This window comes from Vibrio xiamenensis (assembly GCF_900100015.1).
Lineage (GTDB): Bacteria > Pseudomonadota > Gammaproteobacteria > Enterobacterales > Vibrionaceae > Vibrio > Vibrio xiamenensis.
Genome location: NZ_FNDD01000020.1, coordinates 1 through 22,926, shown reverse-complemented (window position 1 = coordinate 22,926; position 22,926 = coordinate 1). Strand labels below are relative to the sequence as shown.

12 protein-coding genes are annotated in these 22,926 nt (G+C 50.3%); 1 reads left to right on the top strand and 11 read right to left on the bottom strand.

Features of this window, described 5'->3' with window-relative positions:
• Window positions 1-93: 93 nt before the first annotated feature.
• The 5 genes from BLS03_RS15675 to BLS03_RS15655 form a co-directional block, all read right to left on the bottom strand.
• Window positions 94-1,047 carry a tripartite tricarboxylate transporter substrate binding protein gene (locus tag BLS03_RS15675; protein WP_093275967.1) on the bottom strand — a complete coding sequence of 318 codons (954 nt, stop codon included), beginning with the start codon at window positions 1,045-1,047 and terminating at the stop codon, window positions 94-96.
• Between the two features lie 43 nt (window positions 1,048-1,090).
• Entirely contained in the window at window positions 1,091-2,020 is a 930-nt protein-coding gene (locus BLS03_RS15670; protein WP_093275964.1) for a dihydrodipicolinate synthase family protein, read from the bottom strand.
• 55 nt (window positions 2,021-2,075) lie between these two features.
• Complete coding sequence (gene rbsK / locus BLS03_RS15665) at window positions 2,076-3,305, bottom strand: ribokinase (RefSeq protein WP_093275957.1); 1,230 nt, start codon at window positions 3,303-3,305, stop codon at window positions 2,076-2,078.
• 305 nt (window positions 3,306-3,610) lie between these two features.
• Entirely contained in the window at window positions 3,611-4,525 is a 915-nt protein-coding gene (locus BLS03_RS15660; protein ID WP_093275952.1) for an EamA family transporter, read from the bottom strand.
• Window positions 4,526-4,883: 358 nt separating this feature from the next.
• Window positions 4,884-5,234, bottom strand: coding sequence for a hypothetical protein (locus BLS03_RS15655; RefSeq protein ID WP_093275947.1), 351 nt, complete (start codon window positions 5,232-5,234; stop codon window positions 4,884-4,886).
• A 681-nt stretch (window positions 5,235-5,915) separates the two neighbouring features.
• Between BLS03_RS15655 and BLS03_RS15650 the strand changes: the two genes are divergently transcribed.
• Complete coding sequence (locus BLS03_RS15650; protein WP_143015641.1) at window positions 5,916-7,034, top strand: hypothetical protein; 1,119 nt, start codon at window positions 5,916-5,918, stop codon at window positions 7,032-7,034.
• 140 nt (window positions 7,035-7,174) lie between these two features.
• Here BLS03_RS15650 and BLS03_RS15645 read toward each other — a convergent pair whose 3' ends face one another.
• The 6 genes from BLS03_RS15645 to BLS03_RS15620 form a co-directional block, all read right to left on the bottom strand.
• A complete protein-coding gene (locus BLS03_RS15645; protein WP_093275940.1) occupies window positions 7,175-7,834 on the bottom strand; it encodes a Bax inhibitor-1 family protein in 660 nt (219 codons plus the stop codon).
• A gap of 149 nt (window positions 7,835-7,983) precedes the next feature.
• Complete coding sequence (locus BLS03_RS15640) at window positions 7,984-8,433, bottom strand: GNAT family N-acetyltransferase (protein WP_176765613.1); 450 nt, start codon at window positions 8,431-8,433, stop codon at window positions 7,984-7,986.
• Between the two features lie 57 nt (window positions 8,434-8,490).
• A complete protein-coding gene (locus BLS03_RS15635; protein WP_093275937.1) occupies window positions 8,491-8,967 on the bottom strand; it encodes a GNAT family N-acetyltransferase in 477 nt (158 codons plus the stop codon).
• A 317-nt stretch (window positions 8,968-9,284) separates the two neighbouring features.
• Window positions 9,285-10,952: a cyclic peptide export ABC transporter gene (locus BLS03_RS15630; RefSeq protein WP_093275935.1), complete on the bottom strand. Its 1,668-nt coding sequence runs from the start codon at window positions 10,950-10,952 to the stop codon at window positions 9,285-9,287.
• Between the two features lie 93 nt (window positions 10,953-11,045).
• Window positions 11,046-19,208, bottom strand: a complete 8,163-nt coding sequence (locus BLS03_RS15625; RefSeq protein ID WP_176765612.1) for a non-ribosomal peptide synthetase — start codon at window positions 19,206-19,208, stop codon at window positions 11,046-11,048.
• On the bottom strand, window positions 19,201-22,926 hold a 3,726-nt coding region (locus BLS03_RS15620), incomplete at its 5' end, for a non-ribosomal peptide synthetase (RefSeq protein WP_143015640.1). The genes BLS03_RS15625 and BLS03_RS15620, both read right to left, overlap by 8 nt.

The window sequence follows — 22,926 nt, the reverse complement described above, 5'->3', positions numbered from 1 at the left end:
CCTACATAAAAAATTCCAGCGACTTAGCGCTATAGGTATTCTTTCATGGGTGAAATTCCTTTCACCCATGAAAGGTCGTGACACCGAGAAAACTTATTTAAGTTTGCCAATAAGCTTTTGATACTTAGCGTCTTCTGCTTTCATAAACGCACCTAACTCTTCGCCGTACAGCGGGTAGACTTCAAAGCCTTGCTTAGTGGCGTAGTTTTGCAATTTGCCTTCAGCAAACACTTTTTGCATGGTCGCAACCAACTTGTCTTGCACCTCTTTTGGAATGCCCGCTGGCGCGACTAACGCGTTCCAAGTTGAAAACGCATATTTGTATGACGTGGCTTGTTGGAACACCGGAATGTCTTTGTAAAGACCGGTGTTGGTTTCCGCCATAGTGGCAAGGTTTTTCACCATGCCCGCTTCGACCATGCTTTTCGCTTCGCCCGGTGACGATGTGGTGAAGTCGATGCCGCCAGAAACCAGCTCCATTAACGCCGAGCTCGAACCTTCAGACGGAACATAAGTGACCGAATTGGTCGGTACGCCCATCGCATCCAGCATACCAATTAGGTTAAGGTGCCAACCAGAGTTCAAGCCGCTGCCCGATGCTTTAAGTTTGCCTGGGTTCTGCTTGATGTAGTCGGTCAGCTGTTGAATGTTTTCGAACTTAGAATCGGCGCCCACTTGAATGCCGCCCAAGTTCACTGCCAAGCGTGTGATTGGCGTGTAGTTTTCATAGCTTAGTTTGGTCATGCCTTGGTGACGCATCATGGCAATTTCCACCGTTGCCACACCTAAGGTGTAGCCATCGGCTTTGGCTTTTGCGATCGCGTCGTGACCAACCACACCAGCGCCGCCAGTACGGTTGATAACGTTGACGTTCACACCAAGTTGCTCTTGCAAGCCTTCAGCAACAAGGCGTGCCACCGTATCGGTATTACCGCCAGCGCCCCAAGGCACAATGATTTGAATCGGTTTGTCAGGCCATGCCGCCAGGGCACCAGTTGAAGCAAGTAGCGTGGCAGTCAGAAGGCTGATTTGTAGGGTACGTTTCATGCGAGAACTCCTGTTATATTCTTTATCAGTTCAGGTCGGGGATTTAATTTAATGTTTTTATAGTTTTACGATGCCATTCGGCTGACGCTGCAATTTGGTCGAGGATAACGCCAAGTCCCCAGAATTTTTCTAATACGTCCGCATCGGTCACGCGGCTGTGTGTTGAGGTAAAGGTTCCTAGGCGTTGATGGAACACTTTGGCATTTTTCGGATAACCCAGAGTCTCTGTGACTGCGCTGAGCGACAGGAACCACGCCAATTGCTCAGCATATTCCGGCGCGGTTTGCGCATCGTGATACAGCCAGTGGTACAGATCCGGATGGAAATTAGTAAACACGCCGCTAAAGCCTTTTGAGCCGTGTTGCATCGCTTCATAGGCAATAGCAGCGTTGGCATTGATGATGTTAAATGGCGTGCCTTTGACCAGTTCAACGCGGCGTTTAACGGTATCGAGATCGCAGCTAACATCTTTAAGCACCACGAAGCGGCCAGAGTTCGCGCAGAATTGAATCTCTTCATCACTCAGCAAACGACGATAAGGCGCCGGACACTCGTACAGACCCAGTGGCATGTCCGCTGGCAGCGCGTCCATCAAGGTAGTCAGGTTTTGCATAAAGACTTCGGTGCCGTCGTTGTTGGCATCCAAACGGTTGGTCACTAACACCAATGCATCCACGCCAGTTTGCGCATTTGCATTAAGCTCCGTGATTTGATCCGCCAGCGCTGGCGAAATGTGCCCAGATGAAATCACAGGTACACGCCCTGCGGTGTAATCGACGACAAATTTCGACAGCTCAACGCGCTCTTCAAGCGACAAAAACAGCATCTCACTTGACTGACACACGGCAAATAGCGCGTCGGCACCGTTGTCGATATACCAGTCAATCAGATGTTTCAAACCCTGGTAGTCAATGTGATTATCCTCGGTAAATGGGGTCAACATTACCGGTACAATTCCTTCGATCGATTTCATTCTCTTATCCTAAATAAGCCTTTATACCCAAAGTACTTGGGGTATAAAGGGGTCACTAAAGTGCTGTGATGGACACTTGCTGCTGAAGCATGCGCGCTTCAACTAGCGAATTATTGGGCATATTGGCCGCGCCTTCGCGCTCCACGGCCAGCGAGGCAAACGCGGTGGCATACAGTGCGGATTGGGCAAGATTTTTGCCTTTCGCCAGCGATGCCGCCAACGCGCCGTTAAACGCATCACCAGCACCTGTGGTGTCGACTGCCACTGCGCTATAAGACGGAATATGCGAGTACTGCTCGCCATCAAACAGCAGCGCACCTTGTTTGCCCATGGTAATAATGATGTTGTTGGCGCCGCGCTGATGAATGACTTGCGCCGCTTGTTTGGCCGATTCAATGTCGATCACTTCCACACCTGAGATTTGCGATGCTTCGGTTTCATTCGGCGTAATGATATCGGCGTTGGCGATAAAGGTATCAACCTCGGGCGCGTACGGCGCTGGGTTTAAAATCACTTGAATATTGAGCCCTTTCGCCAGCTTCATCACGCCATCGATAGCATCGAAGTTATTTTCAAGCTGCACCAACAACACTTTCGATTCGCGCAAAAATGGCATTAAATCCGCCACTTCGACATCACTTACGGTTTGGTTTGCCCCCGGGCAAATCGCAATGAAATTCTCGCCGGCATCGTTGACGTAAATTACCGCGCTGCCGGTTGTGGCATCAGCGGCTTCATAGATGGAGAAAGACTCCATGCCGCTGCTGTCAAAATGATTCTTGGCGAATTGATTAAACTGGTCTTTACCCACTTTCGTGGCGAAGTGAACTCGCGCGCCTGCCGAATGAGCCGCCAGCGCTTGGTTCGCACCTTTACCGCCGGGACCAAATGTGGTTTCTTTGGCTATTAACGTTTCACCATTTTTCGGGAAACGGTCTACTTTGGCGACAATATCGACGTTAAAAGAGCCAAACACACAAACTTTTCCCACCATATCCTTTGCTGCTCCTTTTTGATGATGCACGGAATGCGTTCGGTAATGGGTTGGCATTAAATGGCTAATGTCGAGGTTGTCATCCTGCAATAGCTCATTTTGCATCAGATGCTTTTTCAAAGAGACGCCGCCGTGGTGTCTAACCACCAAACCATCGCGTTGTAATTTAGCCAAATCGGTGCGAATGGTTTCTTTGGTTACTGCTAATTGTTGAGACAGAAACGTCACACTGGCTTGCCCTTGCTGGCGCAATAACTGAATGATTCTTTCTTGGCGTTGTTCTTTGTACATGCTTGCCCCACCCTGTTGTTGAAAGCCATTCTAGGAAGTCTGGCAGGAATTGGTGGGACATTATTCAAACAAAAAACAGGAAAACAAAAGAAAACAAAAATGCGGTAGACAATCGTTTTATAAATGTGACTTCAATCAATAATAATCACCAATAATGATTTAAAGACCACAATAAAAGGACTATTTTGCCAAGTTCGAACATAAAAAAAGAGTGAACGGCTAGGCTTGCTTTCACTCTTTTTATCTAGGCTTTATTGCTGCAATAGCAGCAGATGTTCACTACGTCATCGCCAAGCGACTCGGCGCTATTCGGTCACTGCTTTATCGGCAACCACCTTACGGCTAAACCAGATTTTACCAAACACATTGATCACCAAGCCTATGGCAACCACTACCACGCCAAAAATTTGCAGCCCGCTTAAGCTTTCTCCCAGCAACACCCAAGCACTGAGCAAGCCAAACACGGGCACCAGCAGCGACAACGGTGCCACCAGCGAGGTTGGATAACGGCTCAGTAGATAACTCCAACCGCCATAACCAACGATGGTCGCCAAAAACGATAGATAGACAATCGAAAACAGATTATGCCATTCAATACCGCGTAGCGCGCTGATGACCACAGTTTCACCTTCAATCCACCAAGACGCGGCCAAAAATGCCAGCATAGGAATAAAAGCGCTCCACACAATCAGCGACATGGTCGGCACCGCATAATTTTGCATGATGACTTTATTGGTGATGTTACCCAGCGCCCAACACGCGGCGGCGCCTAAAATCAGCACCAAGGTAAAACCGGTTAATGACGTGGCTGCGTGGCCTTGGGCCGCCGCCAAAATCACAATTCCGATCCCGGCAATGACCACGGCAATCAAATTGTGGCGCTGAATTTTTTCGCGCAGCAGTAGCGCGCCAAACGCCAGCGTAATAAACGCCTGGGCTTGCAAAAGCAGTGATGCAAGCCCTGCGGCCAAACCGACTTTTAACGCCCAAAATAGCAGGGCAAATTGACCAAAGCTGATGGTCAAGCCATAACAGGCCAGCCACTTAAATGGTAATTTGGGTCGCGGCACAAAGAACGCAGCAGGGATCGCCACGAGCGCAAAACGCAGCCCAGCTAACAGCAAAGGCGGCATGCCTTGCAGCCCAACTTTGATCACCACGAAATTAACCCCCCAAACCAAGACAATGGTTAGGGCCAGGAGTCGATCACGAAAAGACATTCAGTATCCTTACAAGCTTCCTACTGCGTTCGCAAGATATGCGAGCACGGCGCTCGTTGAAGTGAGTCACCGCCGAAGAGAACCAGACTTATCTATAAAGAGGAACGATTAGATTGCCGCAAAACATAACTTTGAACAAGATTTAAACCGCATTCAACGCTGGAAAAATCTGTGTTACATGGCTCAATGTCATATTTAAAGCGGTCGCTGAAAGGAATACAGAGCAAAGGTTTGATAGCAGAAAGTTACAACGAAAAAGACAAATGCTTATGTAGAGAATTAAATAAGCATTTGTCTTTCATGGAAAATTTAAGGGCGAGAGAAACAATTATCAGCAGTATACTCGGCTGGCAAAGGTTTAATATTGCTCTTCTTCTGTCACATCGAGCGCGGCTTGATACGACTCGACAATTTCATCAGAGCTCATACCGTATTTTTCTTCAGAATAATCATCCGTCAGTTCGGCCACATCTTCATCCGACATCTCTTCGCTTGGATGTTCTTCACGCCATTTCGCCACTTCTTCCATCACTTCGTTCATCATATCTTGATACTTCTGCACTTCCTCGGCATTTTCTTGTGGAAGCCCTTTATAGTCCGAGTATTGCACGCGCTCTAGCGCCATCGAGTTAACTTGCACCTCGGCAAAAGTACTTGAGGTGTGGGCAGCAATCAGTAATGCAAACGTCATCAGCGGCAGTTTTTTCATGTTCAAAGTTTCCTAATCAGGGGTTATTGCGTGCTGAAACAAATGTGTTTCAGACCTGCTCGAGAAATAAACAAACGACGTTTATTTAACCTAACCAATTGTAAATATTCATATTAATTCTTGCTGACTAGTTTATAAATTCACTCTGACTTTTTGCTAATTCCGTGTAAGTTTGCGTTAACGTAAAGTGCGTGCTTGGTGTGGATTTCTGACATTGGATAAAAGCTCGCCACATCAATTTGCCGCTATGATGAATCAAGCACAAACACCCTGCTTCGCCGATAACTGCCCAGAATTTGGCGCCAGTAAAGAGATGCTGCCCAAATTAAATCACACGCTCGAACATCATTATCGGTAACGGCTATAAAAAGCTCAGCAAAGATGAGGTGTTAAACGTGTTAGTGGAGTGTTTTTAAAAACGCTTTCCTGCAACGTTAAAGCGCTCTGAAATTAACCGAACAAGGCGAAGCATTTCTATTCGCCTTGCTGTTTTTTCACTTTACGCCTAGTAAGCGCCTAGGCACCCTACCATGAAGTGCCAAGTCTTTTGGCTTTCAACTGCCAACTCTTTATTGTCTAAAATCCAACCTTTCGCTTATCAATAAAATGGTCAAAAAATCATCCCTACCACAAAACCATTAACCATAAAATAAATATGGTTAATAAGCATACAGGGAGAACATGATGGAAGTTATTGTAGGTACAACAAATACCGATGGCAGTGGTTCAGCAGCCAATCTTACCGCGGATAACGGCACGGAAATTACCAGTGACATGCTCACAGAGAAGCGCACCGAATCGGATGAAGAAGACTCACACTACTTGACCTATTCAGAGGGTTATTACACCGATGATTTCTACGTCCAACAAGTCACAGGCTATAACACGTCTAACAGCGGATACTTTTATCCTCTCACAATAGTCAATACCGCCGAGTGGAATGCCGACGGGTTGAAAGAAGTGCTGATTAGCGATTCAGGAACAGCACTCGACATACGAGTGGAAAATTTTGTCGATGTCGCCATTTACCTGCATACCGACGAAGAAGGCGATTCTGACTATCGCCAAGTCTACGAAGATGAAGATGGTGAATACATTGATTATCCAGGCCTCGATGACTACATCACCGTGCTTTATGCAAAGCGAGGGGTCATCGACACAACCACATTGGGCGATGAAGATGGTGAAGGCACTGAATATATCGACAATATTATGATCTACCCTAAAAGTAACGGCAGTTCATGGAGTAATCTCTTTGAAGTGACGACTGGCAACGGTGATGACGAGGTATGCTTCATCGGCATCTACGATGACAACGATTATGATGGTGATGGTGTCGACGATGGCTATTTCATGACCCGTTATGGCGAAGAAGTCGAGTTGGATGACTCTTCGAAATGGACCGAGTTTACCGTCGACTTAGGCATGGGTAACGATCTTTTCCAATATTCTCTGGCAGAAGCAGCCAGTAGCAGCCAAGTGCGTTATGTCGACGGAGGTGAAGGCTACGACACCATTTATCTCTATCGTGACACCGCAGATTTAGATTTCAGCAACATTGAATACATCACCAACACGAGTGATGAAGACGTTATTACATTGACGATAAGCGAAGAACAACTGGCTGAAAATGAGAATTTAGGCGTCCATGATATTTTACTTGAATTCAGTGATGACTATGACTCCATCACTGCAACCGAAACATCTAACAATCACTACACTGTTACAGTCACTTACGATGATGCAAGCTACACAATATCGACCAACGTGCTCGACAGTGATTGGTTACTTGTTGCTTAGCGATATGCATATTTTCGTCAATACGGATTTGGCGCGCTCTTTTCATCGATAGAGTTATATGAGCGCAATAATAAAGGGCCTACTGGCCCTCTATTATTGCGCTCAAACAACTCAATGTCACCACACTGAATTTTAGCGACCTATTTACGCCCTAATATTCTTAAAATGCGAATAAACAAGTTAATAATATCCATATATAACGCGGCGGCGCTGTCGATAGCGTTGTCTACCGTTTTTGGAATTTGGTTTGCGCGTCCCCAATCGTAGCCAATGTAACCACAGAAAATCATCACCACCGCCCAGTCTATCCACTGTTGATGAATATCTAGGAAATACACTTGCACCACCTCAACCACAATCACCACCAATAACGCAATGGTCAATGCGCCGATAATACGCTGGAAAAATGCGGGGAACAGGGTGCCAAGTGTCATCATCACCACAGTGACTAACCCGGTGACTTGAATCGCCTCGAGTACAATTGACGAATCGTAATTAGACACCACCAAGTTGATGATTAAACCAAATGGCACCACCACTAAGTTATAACCAATAAAGCTGACGAAAGCGTTTGAAGAAGTTCTAAACAAAAATACGCCTAGAAAACAACTTGCGAAGTAGCCAATAATAAAGGCCAAAGGGTGGATAGCTAATATTGATTCAACCGAAATATTGTCAACCATTAACCAGTTGACCAAAAAGCCCCAACAGAGTGTTGCCCCTATGGTTAGGTTATACAGCCTCGGGCTGATTTCTTGTTCGCCATTACTGGTACGCTCAAAAACTTTGGATTCCATCATCCAAGTCACTCCTTATGATTATTGTGATTTGTATCGCTTTGAATATGCGGCAGAAAATAAGATGTTCTTAATAAGAGATTAGCGCTTAAATGATGAATGGTATGTGGTTAAGTCATTTATTTGATGAGGCTATTATTTTCATTTTCACTTTAGTGAGGTGACGAATAACGGCGCTGCATAATATATTCATGGTCGTTTTCATCAATTTGAACAAAGCCGAGCTTTAAATATAAATGCTGGGCCGGATTATTTTTAAGTACACTTAAACCAATGTGAGCTTGAGTGGTATCAGCGCGCTCGATGAGCGCGGTAATTAAACGGCTGGCTAACTGGTTATTTTGATAATTCGGATGAATTTGAATTTGTACCAAATACCACTCATTGTTCTCAGGGGTATATTTGGCTTTAAACAGACCTGCCGCAATACCGTCGACTTCAACAATTTGTGCTGCTTCAAACTCATAAAATATACGGCTTAAATACGCCTCTTTGCTGGTCGACATGCCCAGTTGCCTGATATAGCCGCCCATCGTGGCTTCGCGTAAATCAAGCAGAAATTCCAAATCGCTTTGCTGCGCTTTTCTCAAACAGTATTCCACGAACTCTCCATTTCCTCTGAAATTAAGACGCCAAAGGTGACACAAGCTAAATCATGGTTATACCGACTTTTCCATTTTTAACAGCCGCCAAGCCTGACCAGCAAACGAGCGAGTCCCCGCTTCCTCTGACGTAACCTCAAAACCCAAAGACTGATAGCAATGTTTCGCCACATCATTATGCGCAAACACCGCCAACGACAGCAGATGAGCACTGTATTGTGTCTTAGCCAGTTCCATCAGTTGTTTTAACATTGGCTTTGAAACCCCACGGCCGCGAAAGTCATTGGCAACAAAGACTCGGCAAATACGATAATGCCCATCGGCGACTTTAAATAGCTCAATATAACCGGCATTTTTGCCATCGACGACGCAAACAAACGGCAACACTTCAGCTTTTAAACAGTGCTGGTTAATTTGGTCATAATCGAGTGGAAACTGAAAAGTAGGCCCGCCCCATAGATAATTCAATTGGTCCGAATCAATCCAATCGATAAGTAATGCGTAGTCGTCCTTTTCAAATGCTCTAAGTTCCATTTCAGCCTCTATGGTCATTATATTTGTTGGCAGCGTTCACCCCCAACGAATGAGATTATTCATCGACGCTCAATAAGTTACTTGTTGAATAAAAGCCTGCAAATACGCTTATTAAGCGGCGTCGCCAATCAGCATAAACGCAACATTTCTCACAGTAAAATATTTCGCGCAGTAAATAGACACCAATTTTGAATATTCAAAGTACGAATTGACCTAAAGACCAACTTAGCCAAAACCAAAAACGCGAATGCAGAAAAACGGCGGCTTAAGTCGATTGACTTAGCCGCCGTCATTTATCATCTAAGCGCGATTTATCTTTAAGCAATAAGCGCTTTCGCCGTTTGCGGGCGTAGATCTTCAACTAACTGCCCTTGCTCAAAGCGCAGCAGTTGATCGGCAAGGTGGAAATACTTGTCATCGTGAGTAATCACCAGCACCAATTTATTTTGCCTTTTCAGCTCGGGAATGATTTCGCTGTAGAACAACTCACGAAAACGTGGGTCTTGATCCGCGGCCCATTCGTCGTAGAGACAAATCGGCGTATTTTCAAGATACGACATCGCCAGCGCCAAACGCTTCTTCTGCCCTTGCGACAGAGCAATCGATGATAGATGCCCACCGTGACTGGTCACTTTGTGCGCCATTTCAAGCGCAGTGAGATGCTGCGCTATCGCGTTATCATCCGCCAGTTCGCCACTGTCATCCAGCACATGTTCAAACAAGTGAAAATCGGAAAATATCGCCGAGCACAAATCCTGATACTCATCGATAAACGCAGCTTGTGATACGTCTGTGCCATCAAGACAAATTTGCCCATCCGTGGCTTGATACAGCCCAAGTATCAACTTGGCGAATGTTGATTTACCGCTGCCATTACCACCGGTTAAATACACCGCGTCGCCACGCCTTAGCTCAGTACTGATTGGGCCGATGGCAAATTGGTAATCGTCGCTGCCATCGGTTTGGTATTGAAAACTCACCGCTTCAATCGATAAGCGCTGCCAATCGCGGGCGATAGCGCGCGAGCGTTGAGTGTCGATTCGCTGCTCGAAATGCGCATCACTGGCGAGTTCTAAGCGTTGAATATTGCGATACGAAGCCGCAAAATCACTGAGCTGGTTCAACGCGCTGATGATACTTTCCATCGGGTTGATCATATACAAAATGGTCAGTACAAAACTCATCACCGCCTCGTTCGGCACATCTTGCCAATACAGCGCCGAGCCGAACACGATCACCCCAATCACGAAAAACACCAGCGTCGATGCCATGCTATTGAGCATGGTGAAAATGACCGACACGCGAATGCTGCGCTGCTGAATATTGGCAAAATTAGGCAACAAAATGTTGCGGTACACAAAGCGGCGGCGCTTGGTATTGATGCTGAGTTCTTTAACGCCTTGAACCAAAGTGGTTAAACCGCTAAACAGTTCATCTTCATCTTGGCGCAGCGCTTGATAGTAGCGCAGCCCGATGGTCAATATCGATTTCGCCAGCAAGATGATGGCGCTAATCAGCACAAACACAATGCCAAATAGCGACATCGATGTGAACATCATATAGCCAAGACACAATAGCACGGTCACCAAGCTGTAGATAAAGCCCGGCATGATCAAAAGCCCAGCCGACAACTTGGAAGCATCGGTTTTCATCGCTGCAAGAATGCGGTGCCCACCGAGGCGTTCAATCGCGGCGTAATCGGTACACAACAAACGCTTGGCTAATTGGTCGCGAAACTCATACACCACTTGGGCGCTGAGTTTGGCGAGTAAATAACGCGAAGCCAAACCAAACGACAATATCGCGACCACTGCAACCACAAACAACGCGAAATCCGCGCCGCTTACGCTGTGTTGCTCACCAATTTTACTCAGTTGCAGGGTGATAATTTTGAGCATCGCAATGCCCGCTACAGCGCCAATAACGCTGAACACAGTGGCCGCCAAAATCGGCCATTTAAAACGAACGAGAATGGATTGAAACATCTTTACTCCGGTGTTTATCCATCGCACGGCGGTGCTTGTCACTCGCCGTACTAATTCAAATTACACGCCGCGCTGGCGCGGCAATATCAGCGCTTAAGCCTTAATCAGCTTGGCCAGTTGTTTGGCATGTTCGCCTTTAAGCAACATCACATGGTTGGCCTTGGCCTGTTCGATATGAAGATGCCCAATCAAGGATTGCCACTTCTCACCTCGCTCACTGTCGCTGGCCAATAGCAAACTCACTTGAGTGATTGGCACTCGCGTTGGCGAATAGCCCGTGCGAATATTGCGCGCAAACACGCGATAAATTCCCGCCACAGTTTGTAAGTTAAGGTTAGCTGGCATCAGCTTTTGGCTGATAAGGCTCTGTTGCAGTCGGCGAAGTCGCTCGTTTGGCTCAAGGCTTTCGAGAATTTCTTGAGTTAAGTGCAGCGCGCTGCCCTGCATTTCAAATAGCCCAATCAATTTCATCAATGCCTCGACGTCACTGTATTCTTGCACCTGTGCCTCTGGGACGCGTGAATCAGCCAAGGTCAATGACGCGACCGCAATACCTTGCGCTTCGAGTTGGTTAGCAAGCTCAAGCGCGACCCACCCGCCAAATGAATGACCGACAAGGTGCAGCGGCGCGCCGCTTAGCTGCGCTTGCATCGCATCAAGATAGAATTTGGCCGCCGCACTCACTTGGCTATGTGGCGGCTCTGCGCCCCACAAACCGCGAGGCTGAATACCATACACTTGCAGTGAATCATCCAGTTGGGTGACCAAATCCATCAAGCTAAAGACGTTGTCGCCTGCGCCCGGAATGCAAAACACCTGCGCTGCCCCTGCTCTACCTGGCTGCAGTTTGATGATTGCATCATGACCGCCGGTAGGCGTTAGCGATGACGACGTCGCAACCCGTTTAGCCAGCGCTTGTGACAGCGCGCGCCCAGTGCCACTGACATACGGCTCGACCAATAACTCATAGTGCGAACCGTCAAGGTAGCTCACTTCAATCGCGCTGCGTGGTAACACTTCATCCCATGCCAAGTAAGGATCAAATACACCTTCTTGCTCAGGGCGTTCTCGAGCGATAAACAGATCGATATTGACTGGCAGGGGCTTGGCACAATATTCCGCGCGCAGCATATTGCGGCGCTGCAGCAGCCAGTGGTAGTAACGCTCTTCGCTCCAGTCGCTCGACAAAATGCCAAGCTGTTTGGCAAGCTCTAACTGCTGTTGCCAACTGCTACACTGCGCAAGGCGCGAGGCACCATCTTGAGTGCTAGGCAGATGCTGAATCAGATAACTGACAGTATCGCGACTTAGAAACTCGATATCCTCTTCAGCGCTGAGCGTAACATCGCCGCGATGCTCGCTTTGCTCAACGCCCCAACGGTCAATGATGCCGAGAAATTCAATTGCTTGATCTTGACCGAGCAACTGAGTCGCCACTTCATAAGCCAGCGTCGCACCCAGCGACCAACCAACTAATCGATAGGGTCCTTGCGGCTGAACTTGCTGAATACACGTCACGTAGTGCTCAGCCATTTTTTCGATGGTTTTGAGTGGGCAATATTGCTCAGTATTGTGCGAATTTGGCGCCACCAAACCATAAACCGGAATGTCGCTGTCTATGTGCGCCGTAAGCGCCGGGCCATACAGAGTTTCTCCGCTTGCTTCAGGGACAATAAACAATGGCGTTTGCGACCCAGTTTGACGAAATGCGATGGTCAACACTTGGCTTTGGCTATGACTTTGCAACGTGTTGGCCAAATCCGCCAGCACTGGCGCGCTTAGCAGCTGCGCCAAACTAATGGCGTAACCTTGCTGCTGCAGCTCATTACACAGCTTGACCGCCAGCAGCGAATGACCACCGATTTCAAAAAAGTTATCCAAACGGCTGACGCGCTCAGTTCCAAGCAGTGACTGCCAGATTTGTGACAGCGTCACCTCAAGTTGTCCTTGCGGTGCGACATACTCTCGGCGCTCAAACGCATCATCATTTGGCTCGGGCAGCGCTTTACGATCCATTTTGCCATTTGGCGTTAACGGAATCTGGTCAATCTGCACCAGCGCCGCCGGCACCATATAATCGGGCAGGCTTTGACTAAGCTCAGCTTTGATGGTCGCGTTCGCCATCGGCTCGCTCGCGGTGTAATACCCCACCAGATGTTTATTTTCCGCTTGCCCTTTGGCGATCACCACCGCTTCGATAACGCCTGGGCAACCCTTAAGCGCCGAAGAGATTTCGCCAAGTTCCATACGTAAGCCACGAATTTTGACTTGATCGTCGTTACGGCCCAAATATTCGATGCTGCCATCGTCAAGCCAACGACCGACATCGCCAGTTTGGTACATGGTCGCATTTGGCTGGCTGGCATATGGGTCGCAAACAAACTTTTCTGCACTCAGTTCGGGGCGATTAAGATAGCCGCGCGCCACCTGAACCCCGCCGATATAAATCTCGCCCGGAACGCCAATCGGCACCGGCTGCTGATGTTTATCCAGCACGTACATGCGCGTATTGGCAACCGACTGACCAATGGTGACGCGATTCCCCACCAACTGAACTGGGCAGTGCCACTGAGTGACATCCACCGCCGCCTCGGTCGGCCCATACAGGTTATGTAACTCAACATGCGGAAGCGCGGCATAGGTGCGACGAATGGTCTCGGCGGGCAGTGCCTCACCACTACAAAACACTAAGCGCAGGCTGGCGCATTCATCGCGGCTAACTTGATCTAAAAACAGCTGCAGCATTGGCGGCACAAAGTGCAAAATCGTCACTTGCTGCTGATGAATAATCTCTTGCAGATAGCGCGGGTCTTTATGCCCTTCGGGTTTGGCCATCACCAAGGTTGCCCCAACCCACAACGGGCAGAAGAACTCCCACACCGAGACATCAAAACTAAATGGCGTTTTTTGCAGCACCACATCGTGCTCGCTAAAACCATAGTCTTCAGCCATCCACGCAAGGCGGTTAACCACGCCGCGATGCTCATTCATCACACCTTTTGGTTTGCCGGTTGAGCCCGAGGTGTAAATCACATAAGCCAGATTTCGCTCACTTAACCCCAGCGCTTGGCTATTTAAGTTGTCGCTTGGCAAATGCTGCCACGGCGGCTGATGGTCAAAATGCACGACCTGAACCTTGTCATCAATATGACCAAGGCGAGATTGCAAGCTTTGACTGGTAATCAGCACCACAGGCTCACTGTCTTGCAGCATGTACTCTAGCCGCTCAGTGGGATAACTTGGATCCATTGGTACGTACGCACCGCCGGCTTTTAAGATAGCCACCAGCGCCACCACCAATTCGCAGCTGCGATCAAGTGACACCGCAACGCGGCAATCTGGCCCTACGCCTTGCTGAGTAAGCCAAAGCGCCAACTGGTTAGCTTGCTGATTGAGCTCAGCGTAGGTCAAACGTTGCTCACCACTGATTACCGCAATGCGCTCTGGCGAGGCTTTAGCGCGCGCTTCAATTGGATGATGAATACAATCTGACAGCGGGTAGTCACGCGTCGTTCGGTTAAAGCCTTCCAGCACTTGCTCGCGCTCAGCCTTCGATACCACGTTAATGGTCGCCAGCGCTGAACTTGGCTCGGCAACTAATTGACAAACAGCGGCGTGCATCATTTCAGCAACCCTTGCGGCGCCGATGCTGTTTTCAACATGAATTTCCAGTGAGAAACCGCCGCCAACGTGGTCGTTGATATTGACGCTAATCGGGTAACTGGTGCGCTCTTCATTAAACAGCACCTCAATGCCAAGCGGGTTTGATTGGCTATCAGTATGCTGACTCGGCACTTGCTGATAACGGTAGTTAACCATGCTGCTGAACAGCGGCGTTTGCGCCGCCAGACCGCTGCAGCGCTGCGCAAGCGCAAGCGGCGCGTGTTCGTGTTCCATCAACTGACTGAGCTGGCGCTGTACCTGCAAAAGTGCATCGCCTACCTGCTGTTTACCAAGGTCAATCCGCACTGGCAGCGTATTGAGGAACATCCCCATACAGCGGTCGATATTCGCGCCGCCGCCCATGCGGCCAAACAGCACAGTACCGAACACCACATCCTCACGACCAACCGCGGCGCTGAGTACCACGCCCCATGCCAGGTGAAATAGCGCAGCGCTGCTCACCTGATGCTGCTTAACGAGCGCGCGTATTTCGTCACTGATTTGAGCATCCAAAGTGAGTGTGTGCTGACTCTGATTGCCGACTTGCGCCTCCATCAGACCAAATGGCGCTGAGGGTTCATCGACATCGCTAAGTAACGCCTCAAAATACGCCTGTTGCTGCGGAGTATTTTGCACACTGCGCGCCTTGGCAACAAACTGGCGAAACGGCACGGGTTTTGAGAGCAGCTCTGGCTGCCCCGTCAGTAGCGCGGTCACTTCCTCAACCATCAATTCCAAGGTCGTGTGATCGTTCACTAAGTGGTGGACCAACAAACACAGCAACCAGCGCTGATTGGCTTGGTCGTACACTTGATAGGCTTCCATCAGCGGCGCTCGCACTAAGCTCATGCGCGTTGTCGCCGGATCAAAGTGCTCAAGAAGCTGCTTTGCAGCGTCCATGCCAGGTCGATTGAAATCGGTTTCCGGTAAGCTATTGAGTCGCACTGGCGCCTCGCGCCACACCACTTGCACTGGCTCATTTAGCCCTTGCCAAGCCATCGCGGTGCGCAAAATATCATGACGCGCAATGACTTGATTAAGCGCCGTCATAAATTGCTCGAGCGAGCCTTGAGATGAGAACGCTTGCACAAAACGGCTGACATACGGATCACCTTGCTGCTCAAGCAAATGGTGATAAAGCATCCCCTCTTGCAGCGCGACCAATGGGTAGATGTCTTGGATATTCGCCATACCGCCATCGACTTGCTCAGCGATGGCATCAATTTGCGTTTGGCTCAGCGTCACCAGCGGCAGCATCTGCGGGGTGATACGCGTGCACTGCGCCGGAATTACGTTTTCCGCCACTTGAGCTTCATCGCCGCTTTGAGTCAACGTCTTCGCCAACGCTTGCAGTGTTGGCTGGCTAAATAGCGCTTTGATGCTAAGTGTCCAACCGCTTTGTTGCAGCCGCTCGATAAGCTGAATCGCAAGCAGTGAGTGACCGCCCAGTTCAAAGAAGTTGTCCAAACGCCCCACTTTCTGCACATCAAGCAGCATTTGCCACACCTTCGCCAACGCGATTTCTGCTTCGCCAACCGGCGCCTGATAATCGCGGCGCAACATCGCATCGTCACTTGGCGCTGGTAGCGCGCGTTTATCGACTTTGCCGTTGGCGGTCAGCGGCATTACCTCAAGCTCAACGAACGCTGAAGGCAGCATGTAATCAGGCAGTTCAGCGGCCAGCGCTTGACGCAGCGCTTCAATGTCTATTTTGTTTTGCGAGGTTTCGCTTTTCGAGATGTCTGTTTTAGCTGGCAAACGATGAGTAAAATACGCCACTAAACGTTTGTTTTGCTCGCCAATCGCCGCCACCACGGCTTCTTCAATATCGGCTTGACGCTGCAACACGGCGGTAATTTCACCAAGCTCAATGCGAAAACCGCGAATTTTGACTTGATCATCATTACGACCAAGATATTCGATGACGCCATCAGCGCGCCAACGCGCCAAGTCACCACTGCGATACATGCGCGCATTCGGCGCGCTACTATAAGGGTCTGGCAGGTAACTCGTCGCGGTGAGGTCTTCACGGTTGAGATAGCCGCGCGCCACACTCGCTCCGCCAATGTAGAGCTCGCCGGCAGTGCCACTTGGCGCAAGCTGACCGTAGCTATCTAAAATGTAGATGTGGGTGTTATCGAGCGGCTGACCAATGTGCAGCAGAGGGTCTTCGGCGAAAAGCGTACCGGATGTGGCAACCACCGTGGTTTCAGTTGGGCCGTAGTTATTCACCAGCTGATAAGTGGCGCCGGCTGGCGCGCGGCGGTTTAAGCGATCGCCGCCAACCAACAACACACGCAGCTGTTTAGGCTGTAAATTGCGCGCAAACGCAAGTTCAGCAACCGGGGTTGAAAGAAAACCGACTTCAATCGGCTGATTGACCCACCAATCGAGCAGCGCTTGTGGCTCACGTGATATCGCCAAACTTGGCAAACACAAGCACGCGCCGGCGCACAGTGCTGGCCACACTTCCCAAACGGCCGCATCAAACCCAAGCCCAGCAACCGCAGAAGTATGGGTGCCGACTTGAATATCAAAACGGCGATTGTGCCATGCGATTAAGTTCGCCAGATTGCGATGTTCAACCATCACCCCTTTGGGCTTACCTGTTGAACCAGACGTGTAAATTACGTATGCAAGGTTATCGCCAGTGAGCGATTCAAGCACCGGGTTGTCGGTACTTAACGCTTTCCATAGCGCATTTTGCACCTCAACATTAACCATTGTTAACGGCAGACTAAGCCGTGAAGCAATCGGTGTAAAATCCACATAGTCATCACACAGCAACATGCTCGGCTCACTGTCGCTTAGCATGTATTCGATACGCTCGGCTGGATAATGCGGGTCAATCGGCACATAGCCAGCGCCCGCTTTAAGCGCGGCCAGCATCGCAATCACCCAACTATGACCGCGGTCGCAGCAGATCGCTACGCGGCTTTCCACGTCAACCCCCTGAATGATCATCCAATGGGCGAGCTGATTCGCCTGCTGGTTAAGCTGCTGATAACTAAGCTGGCCTTGTTCACTGTCGAGCGCAATTGCGTTCGGATGCTCTATTGCCAAACGTTCAATCTGGTGATGAATCGGCTCCACGCTGCCTTGAGCGCTCTCATCTGTCTTAGCAGGATTAAGCACGTTCAACAGCTGATGTTTTTCATCCTCTGGCAACATATCCAGCTGCTGAACAGTGGCATTTGGATTAGCGATCATCGCGCCAAGCAGCGTTTGCCAATATTTGACGAATCGCTCGGCGCTGGCTTGGCTAAATAGCGCAGTGGCATAGTTAAGCTGGCCGCGAATTTCGCCATCGACTTCATTGACCACCAAAGTCAGGTCAAATTTGGCATTGCTGGTAGGCTGCTCCAACATTGACGCGCTTAGCTGCGGCAAATCAATCGCCGCGCTTGGCAAGTTTTGCAGCGCAAACATCACCTGAAATACTGGGCTGTATTGCAGCGAACGCGCTGGCTTGACTAACTCGACCACGCGTTCAAACGGCAGCTCTTGATGCGTTTGCGCGTCAAGCGTGGTCTGCTTGACTTGCTTGAGCAGTTGATGCGTCGAAAGTGGCTGCGACAAATCCACCCGCAGCGCTTGCGAGTTAACAAACATGCCGATAAGCGGCTCCACTTGCGGGCTAAGGCGCCCCGCGATCGGCGAACCAATCACAATATCGTCTTGCTGGCTAAGACGCGCCAGCACACACGCCCAACTGGCGAGTAGCGTCATGTATAACGTGCAGCCGTGTTGGCTGTTGAGCGCTTTGAGCTTTTGGGTCAGCGGCGCATCAAGCGCCACATCCACTGCCCCACCGTCGAAACTTTGCACCTCGGGGCGCGGATAATCGTAAGGCAGTGACAAGCAATCGGGCACACCACGCAATTGGCGCTGCCAATATTCGGCTTGCTCTTGCAGCGCACTTTCACGAAAGCGACGTTGCCACAGCGCATAATCACCGTATTCAATGGCAAGCGGCGCAAGATTCGCGGCGCTATTGCTCACCTCAGCGCGATAACATTCGCAAAACTCTTGGGTAAACACGCCCATCGACCAGCCATCAGAAATGATGTGATGCATCGCCACTTGCAGCCAGTGCTCATCAGGGCTAATTTCCACTACCCGCGCGGCAACCAGCGGACCATTTTGCAAACACAAATTGGGCGCAAATGGCGTCTGCCTAGCCTGAGTTTCGCTCATGGCAACACGCTCAAGGGCGAATTCGCGTTGCTGGTTGTCAAGCAACTGGCAAGGTTCACCGTGTTCAGTAGCGATGCGAGTGCGCAGCGCGCCATGGCGAACCACCATTTGATTGAGGGCGCGCTCAAGCGCGATGTGATCTAGATGTCCTTTGAGGCGAATGCCGCCCTCAATGAGGTAGGCGTTATCGCTCGCCTGGCCCATTTGGGCCAGAAACCACAGACGCTGCTGCGCGAGAGACAAGGGATAACTGGACAAATGATGCGCTTCAATGCGGCTTTCTTGGGGTTCTTGGTCGGAAAACAGCGCAACACCATCACTTTCTAACTGTTCAAGCAGTGCCATCATCTCTTCCGGTGATAAGCTGTCGAGGTCGACTCCTGTGATATCAGCCATTACTGTTCTCCTTAAGCCCATTCGCGTTTACTTTGGACATGTTGTTAGCCACTGACGTTGTATTTTTTTGTTTTAGATTTAATAATTTGAGGTATGCAATTCGCGCTGCGAGCGCTTGCAAGGTGGAATGTTCAAATAGGTCACCAATCGTGACGGTTAAGCCTTGCTGCTTGAGGCGCGAGACCAGTTGCACCGCCAACAGCGAGTGGCCGCCAAGTTCAAAGAAGTTGTCTTGACGCCCGACGTTGGTAACGCTTAGCAGCTCAGACCAAGCCTCAGCCAACCAATTTTCAACCGGGCCTTGCGGCGCAATGTATTCACGGTGGACGAACGCACTCTCGCTTGGCGCAGGTAGCGCGCGTTTATCGACTTTACCGTTTGCGGTGAGCGGCAAGTTATCCAGCTGTACATAGGCACGAGGCACCATGTAATCAGGCAGCAACGCGCTAAGGCTTTGCTGCAATGCATTCGGCACTATGTTGGCGCCATCACGGGCGGTAACGTAGGCCACCAAGTGCTGCGCCCCATCATCACTGACCACCACCAAGGCTTCTTCAATATCACCATTAAGCTGCAACTTGGCGGCAATTTCGCCAAGTTCGATACGAAAACCACGGATCTTGACTTGATCGTCGTTACGCCCTAAATACTCGATGGTGCCGTCACTGCGCCATCTTGCTAAATCGCCAGTACGATACATTCGGCGACCTTGGCGAGAATCAAATCGATCCGCAGTAAAGCGCTGCTCGGTAAGCGCGGGTTGATTTAGATAACCGCGGGCAACTTGCGGCCCACCGATATACAACTCCCCGGCTACGCCGCGCGGCGCCAGCTCGCCAAATTCATCAACGATGTAGATGCGGGTATGATCCAGCGGTTTACCGATATGCAGCGCTTCATCACTTGCCAGCACCGCGCCCGAAGTCGCTACCACCGTGGTTTCGGTCGGCCCATAGTTATTGACTAAGGTATAGGTCGCGTTCGAGTTTGGCAGGCGATTAAGCCTATCGCCGCCCACCAGCAGATAACGCAGCGCCGCAGGTTGAACGCTGCGAGCAAAGGCAAGCTCAGCCACGGGGGTTGAAAGGAAACTCACTTCAAGTGGCTGCGCAGCCCACCAATTGAGTAGCGCGTCTGGGTCTCGTGAGGTCGCAAGATCTGGCATCACAAGGCGCGCTCCGGCGCAAAGCGCTGGCCACACTTCCCACACCGCGGCGTCAAAGCCCATGCCAGCCAACGATGATGTCACTGTTGCTTGACCAAGTTCAAATCGGCGTACATGCCAATCAATCAAACATTGCAAGTTTCCATGCTCGACCATCACCCCTTTCGGCTCTCCGGTTGAGCCTGAGGTATAGATAAGGTAAGCAAGCTGATTGGCTTTAACCTCTAAATCATCTCGCTCTTCTTGGCGACAAGATTGCCAATCCTTTTGGCTGGTGATATTCACCTCAGCAAGCTCAGTATCTAGCTCGCCGAGCAAGCAGCCAAACTCGCGATAGCCGTCGGTGAGCAGCATGCTTGGCGCACTGTCTTTCAACATGTACTTGAGCCTTTGATCGGGATAATGCGGATCGAGCGGCAAATAGCAGGCACCGGCTTTGAGCGTCGCCAGCATGGCGATAACCCAATTCACCCCGCGCTCAAAACATACCGCCACGCAGCTTTGCGAACTCACACCTTGCTGGGTTAACCAGCGAGATAACTGGTTGGCTTTGGCGTTAAGCTCGGCATAGCTTAGGCTTTGGTCTGCCGTTTGCAGCGCAATCGCATCAGGATACGCCGCCGCATTCGCCGCTATTTGCTGATGAACCAACTGGCTATTGTTGAGCTCAGTTGCCGCCGAATTGAGTTCTTCAAGCAACTGCTTGGTTTGGGCACTATCGAGCAGCGCCATTTGGTTCACTGGCAATGGTGCTTCGGCAACAAACCCACGCAGTAATTGCTGCCAATAATCGACAAACGCCTGCACGGTTTGCGGACTAAATAGTGCGCTGGCAAACACCAATTGGCCATGTAGTTCACCTTGCTGCTCACTAAGTAGCAAGCTCAAATCGCACTGCGCAGATTCCACCGGCTCGCTCAGCATTTCAAGGCTGACATCATCAAGCTCGACATTGGCAGCTGGTAAGTTTTGCAGCGCCAGCATAACTTGATAAAGCGGGCTAAATGCGGTGTTACGCTGCGGCTGGACTGCTTCAACGATGCGTTCAAATGGCAAGTCTTGATTTTGCTGCGCCTCGAGTGCGCGCTGTTTAACCTCGGCCAGTAACATTTCTAAGCTGGCGTTTGGCTCGATGTTCACCGCCATCGGCTGCGTATTGACAAACATGCCGAGCAGATTTTCGGTTTCGACATGCAAACGTCCGGCATTCGGCGACCCGATAATCACCTGCCCCTGATTGGCCAAGCGCGACATCAGCAGTGACCAACTCGCGAGCAATACCATGTACAAAGTGCAGCCATGGCGCTGAGCGAGTTGATTGAGCTGCTGGGTAAGCTCGCCATCAACGCGCACCGCGACTTCACTACCCACAAAGCTTTGTTTAGTTGGGCGCGCAAAATCGGTGGACAACTCCAGCACATGAGGGAACGGCGCTAAACGCTCGACCCAATACTGTTTTTGCTGCTCGAGTTTGTCATCGTTGGCGTTTTGCTGCTGCCAGGCGGCGAAATCACCGTAATCGATGCTCAATGTTTCCAGCTGCGCATCGACTTGTTCGCGGGTCTCTCCCGTCGCATAACCGCGATACACTTTCGCCAATTCACTGATGAAATTGCTCATCGACCAGCCGTCGCACACGATGTGATGAATCGCGATGCGCAGCTCATAACGTGTTTGCGATTGGCGCCATAACTGTGCGGCAACCAGCGGGCCGTGTTGTAAATCAAAGCTTGGCGTAAAGTGCGCGGCGTTATCGACGATCTGCAGCGGAAACGACTGCGCGTTGTCATCGACCCATTGATATGGTTTACCTTGCTGGTCAGAAAAACGGCTGCGCAGTGCGCTGTGGCGCTGGTACAAATGATTTAACGCCTGCTTAAGCGCTTCACAATTCACCGCGCCAGTAAGGCGCACGCCGCTTTGAATCACGTAAGCATCGCCAAGATTCGGATTGCTTTGCGCCAAAAACCACAAACGTTGCTGAGCCAGTGACAGCGGCGCTTGAGTTTTGTCTTGGCGCGCGGTGATCGCCTCGATGTGCGAGGCGTTGGACTTAACCAGATGGGTTGCCAACTCACCAAGCTGCGGATAAGCAAATAGGGTTGCCAGCGACAATTCGTAATCGCTGTGAGTACGCACTCGCGCGCTAAGCTGCACCGCGAGTAGCGAGTGGCCGCCCAGTTCAAAGAAGTTATCCAAGCGGCCAACTTGAGACACGCCAAGCAGCTCACTCCAAAGTGTCGCCAGCAGTTGCTCCGCATCGCCCTTAGGCGCTTGATACTCATGGCGCACAACACCATCCGCGCTGACGTTTGGCAGAGCGCGGCGGTCTAACTTGCCATTGCTGGTAAGCGGCAAAACATCAAGCTGCATCCACGCGTGCGGCACCATATGACTTGGTAATTCAGCCACCAAATGGCTGCGCAGCGTGTCGCGCTCAACCTCGCCAACATAATAAGCCACCAAACGTTGGTCTGAGGCCCCTGTATCTGCCACCACCGCCGCGTCAGTAATGCCACTCACGCCGCGAATGCAGGCTTCAATTTCACCCAG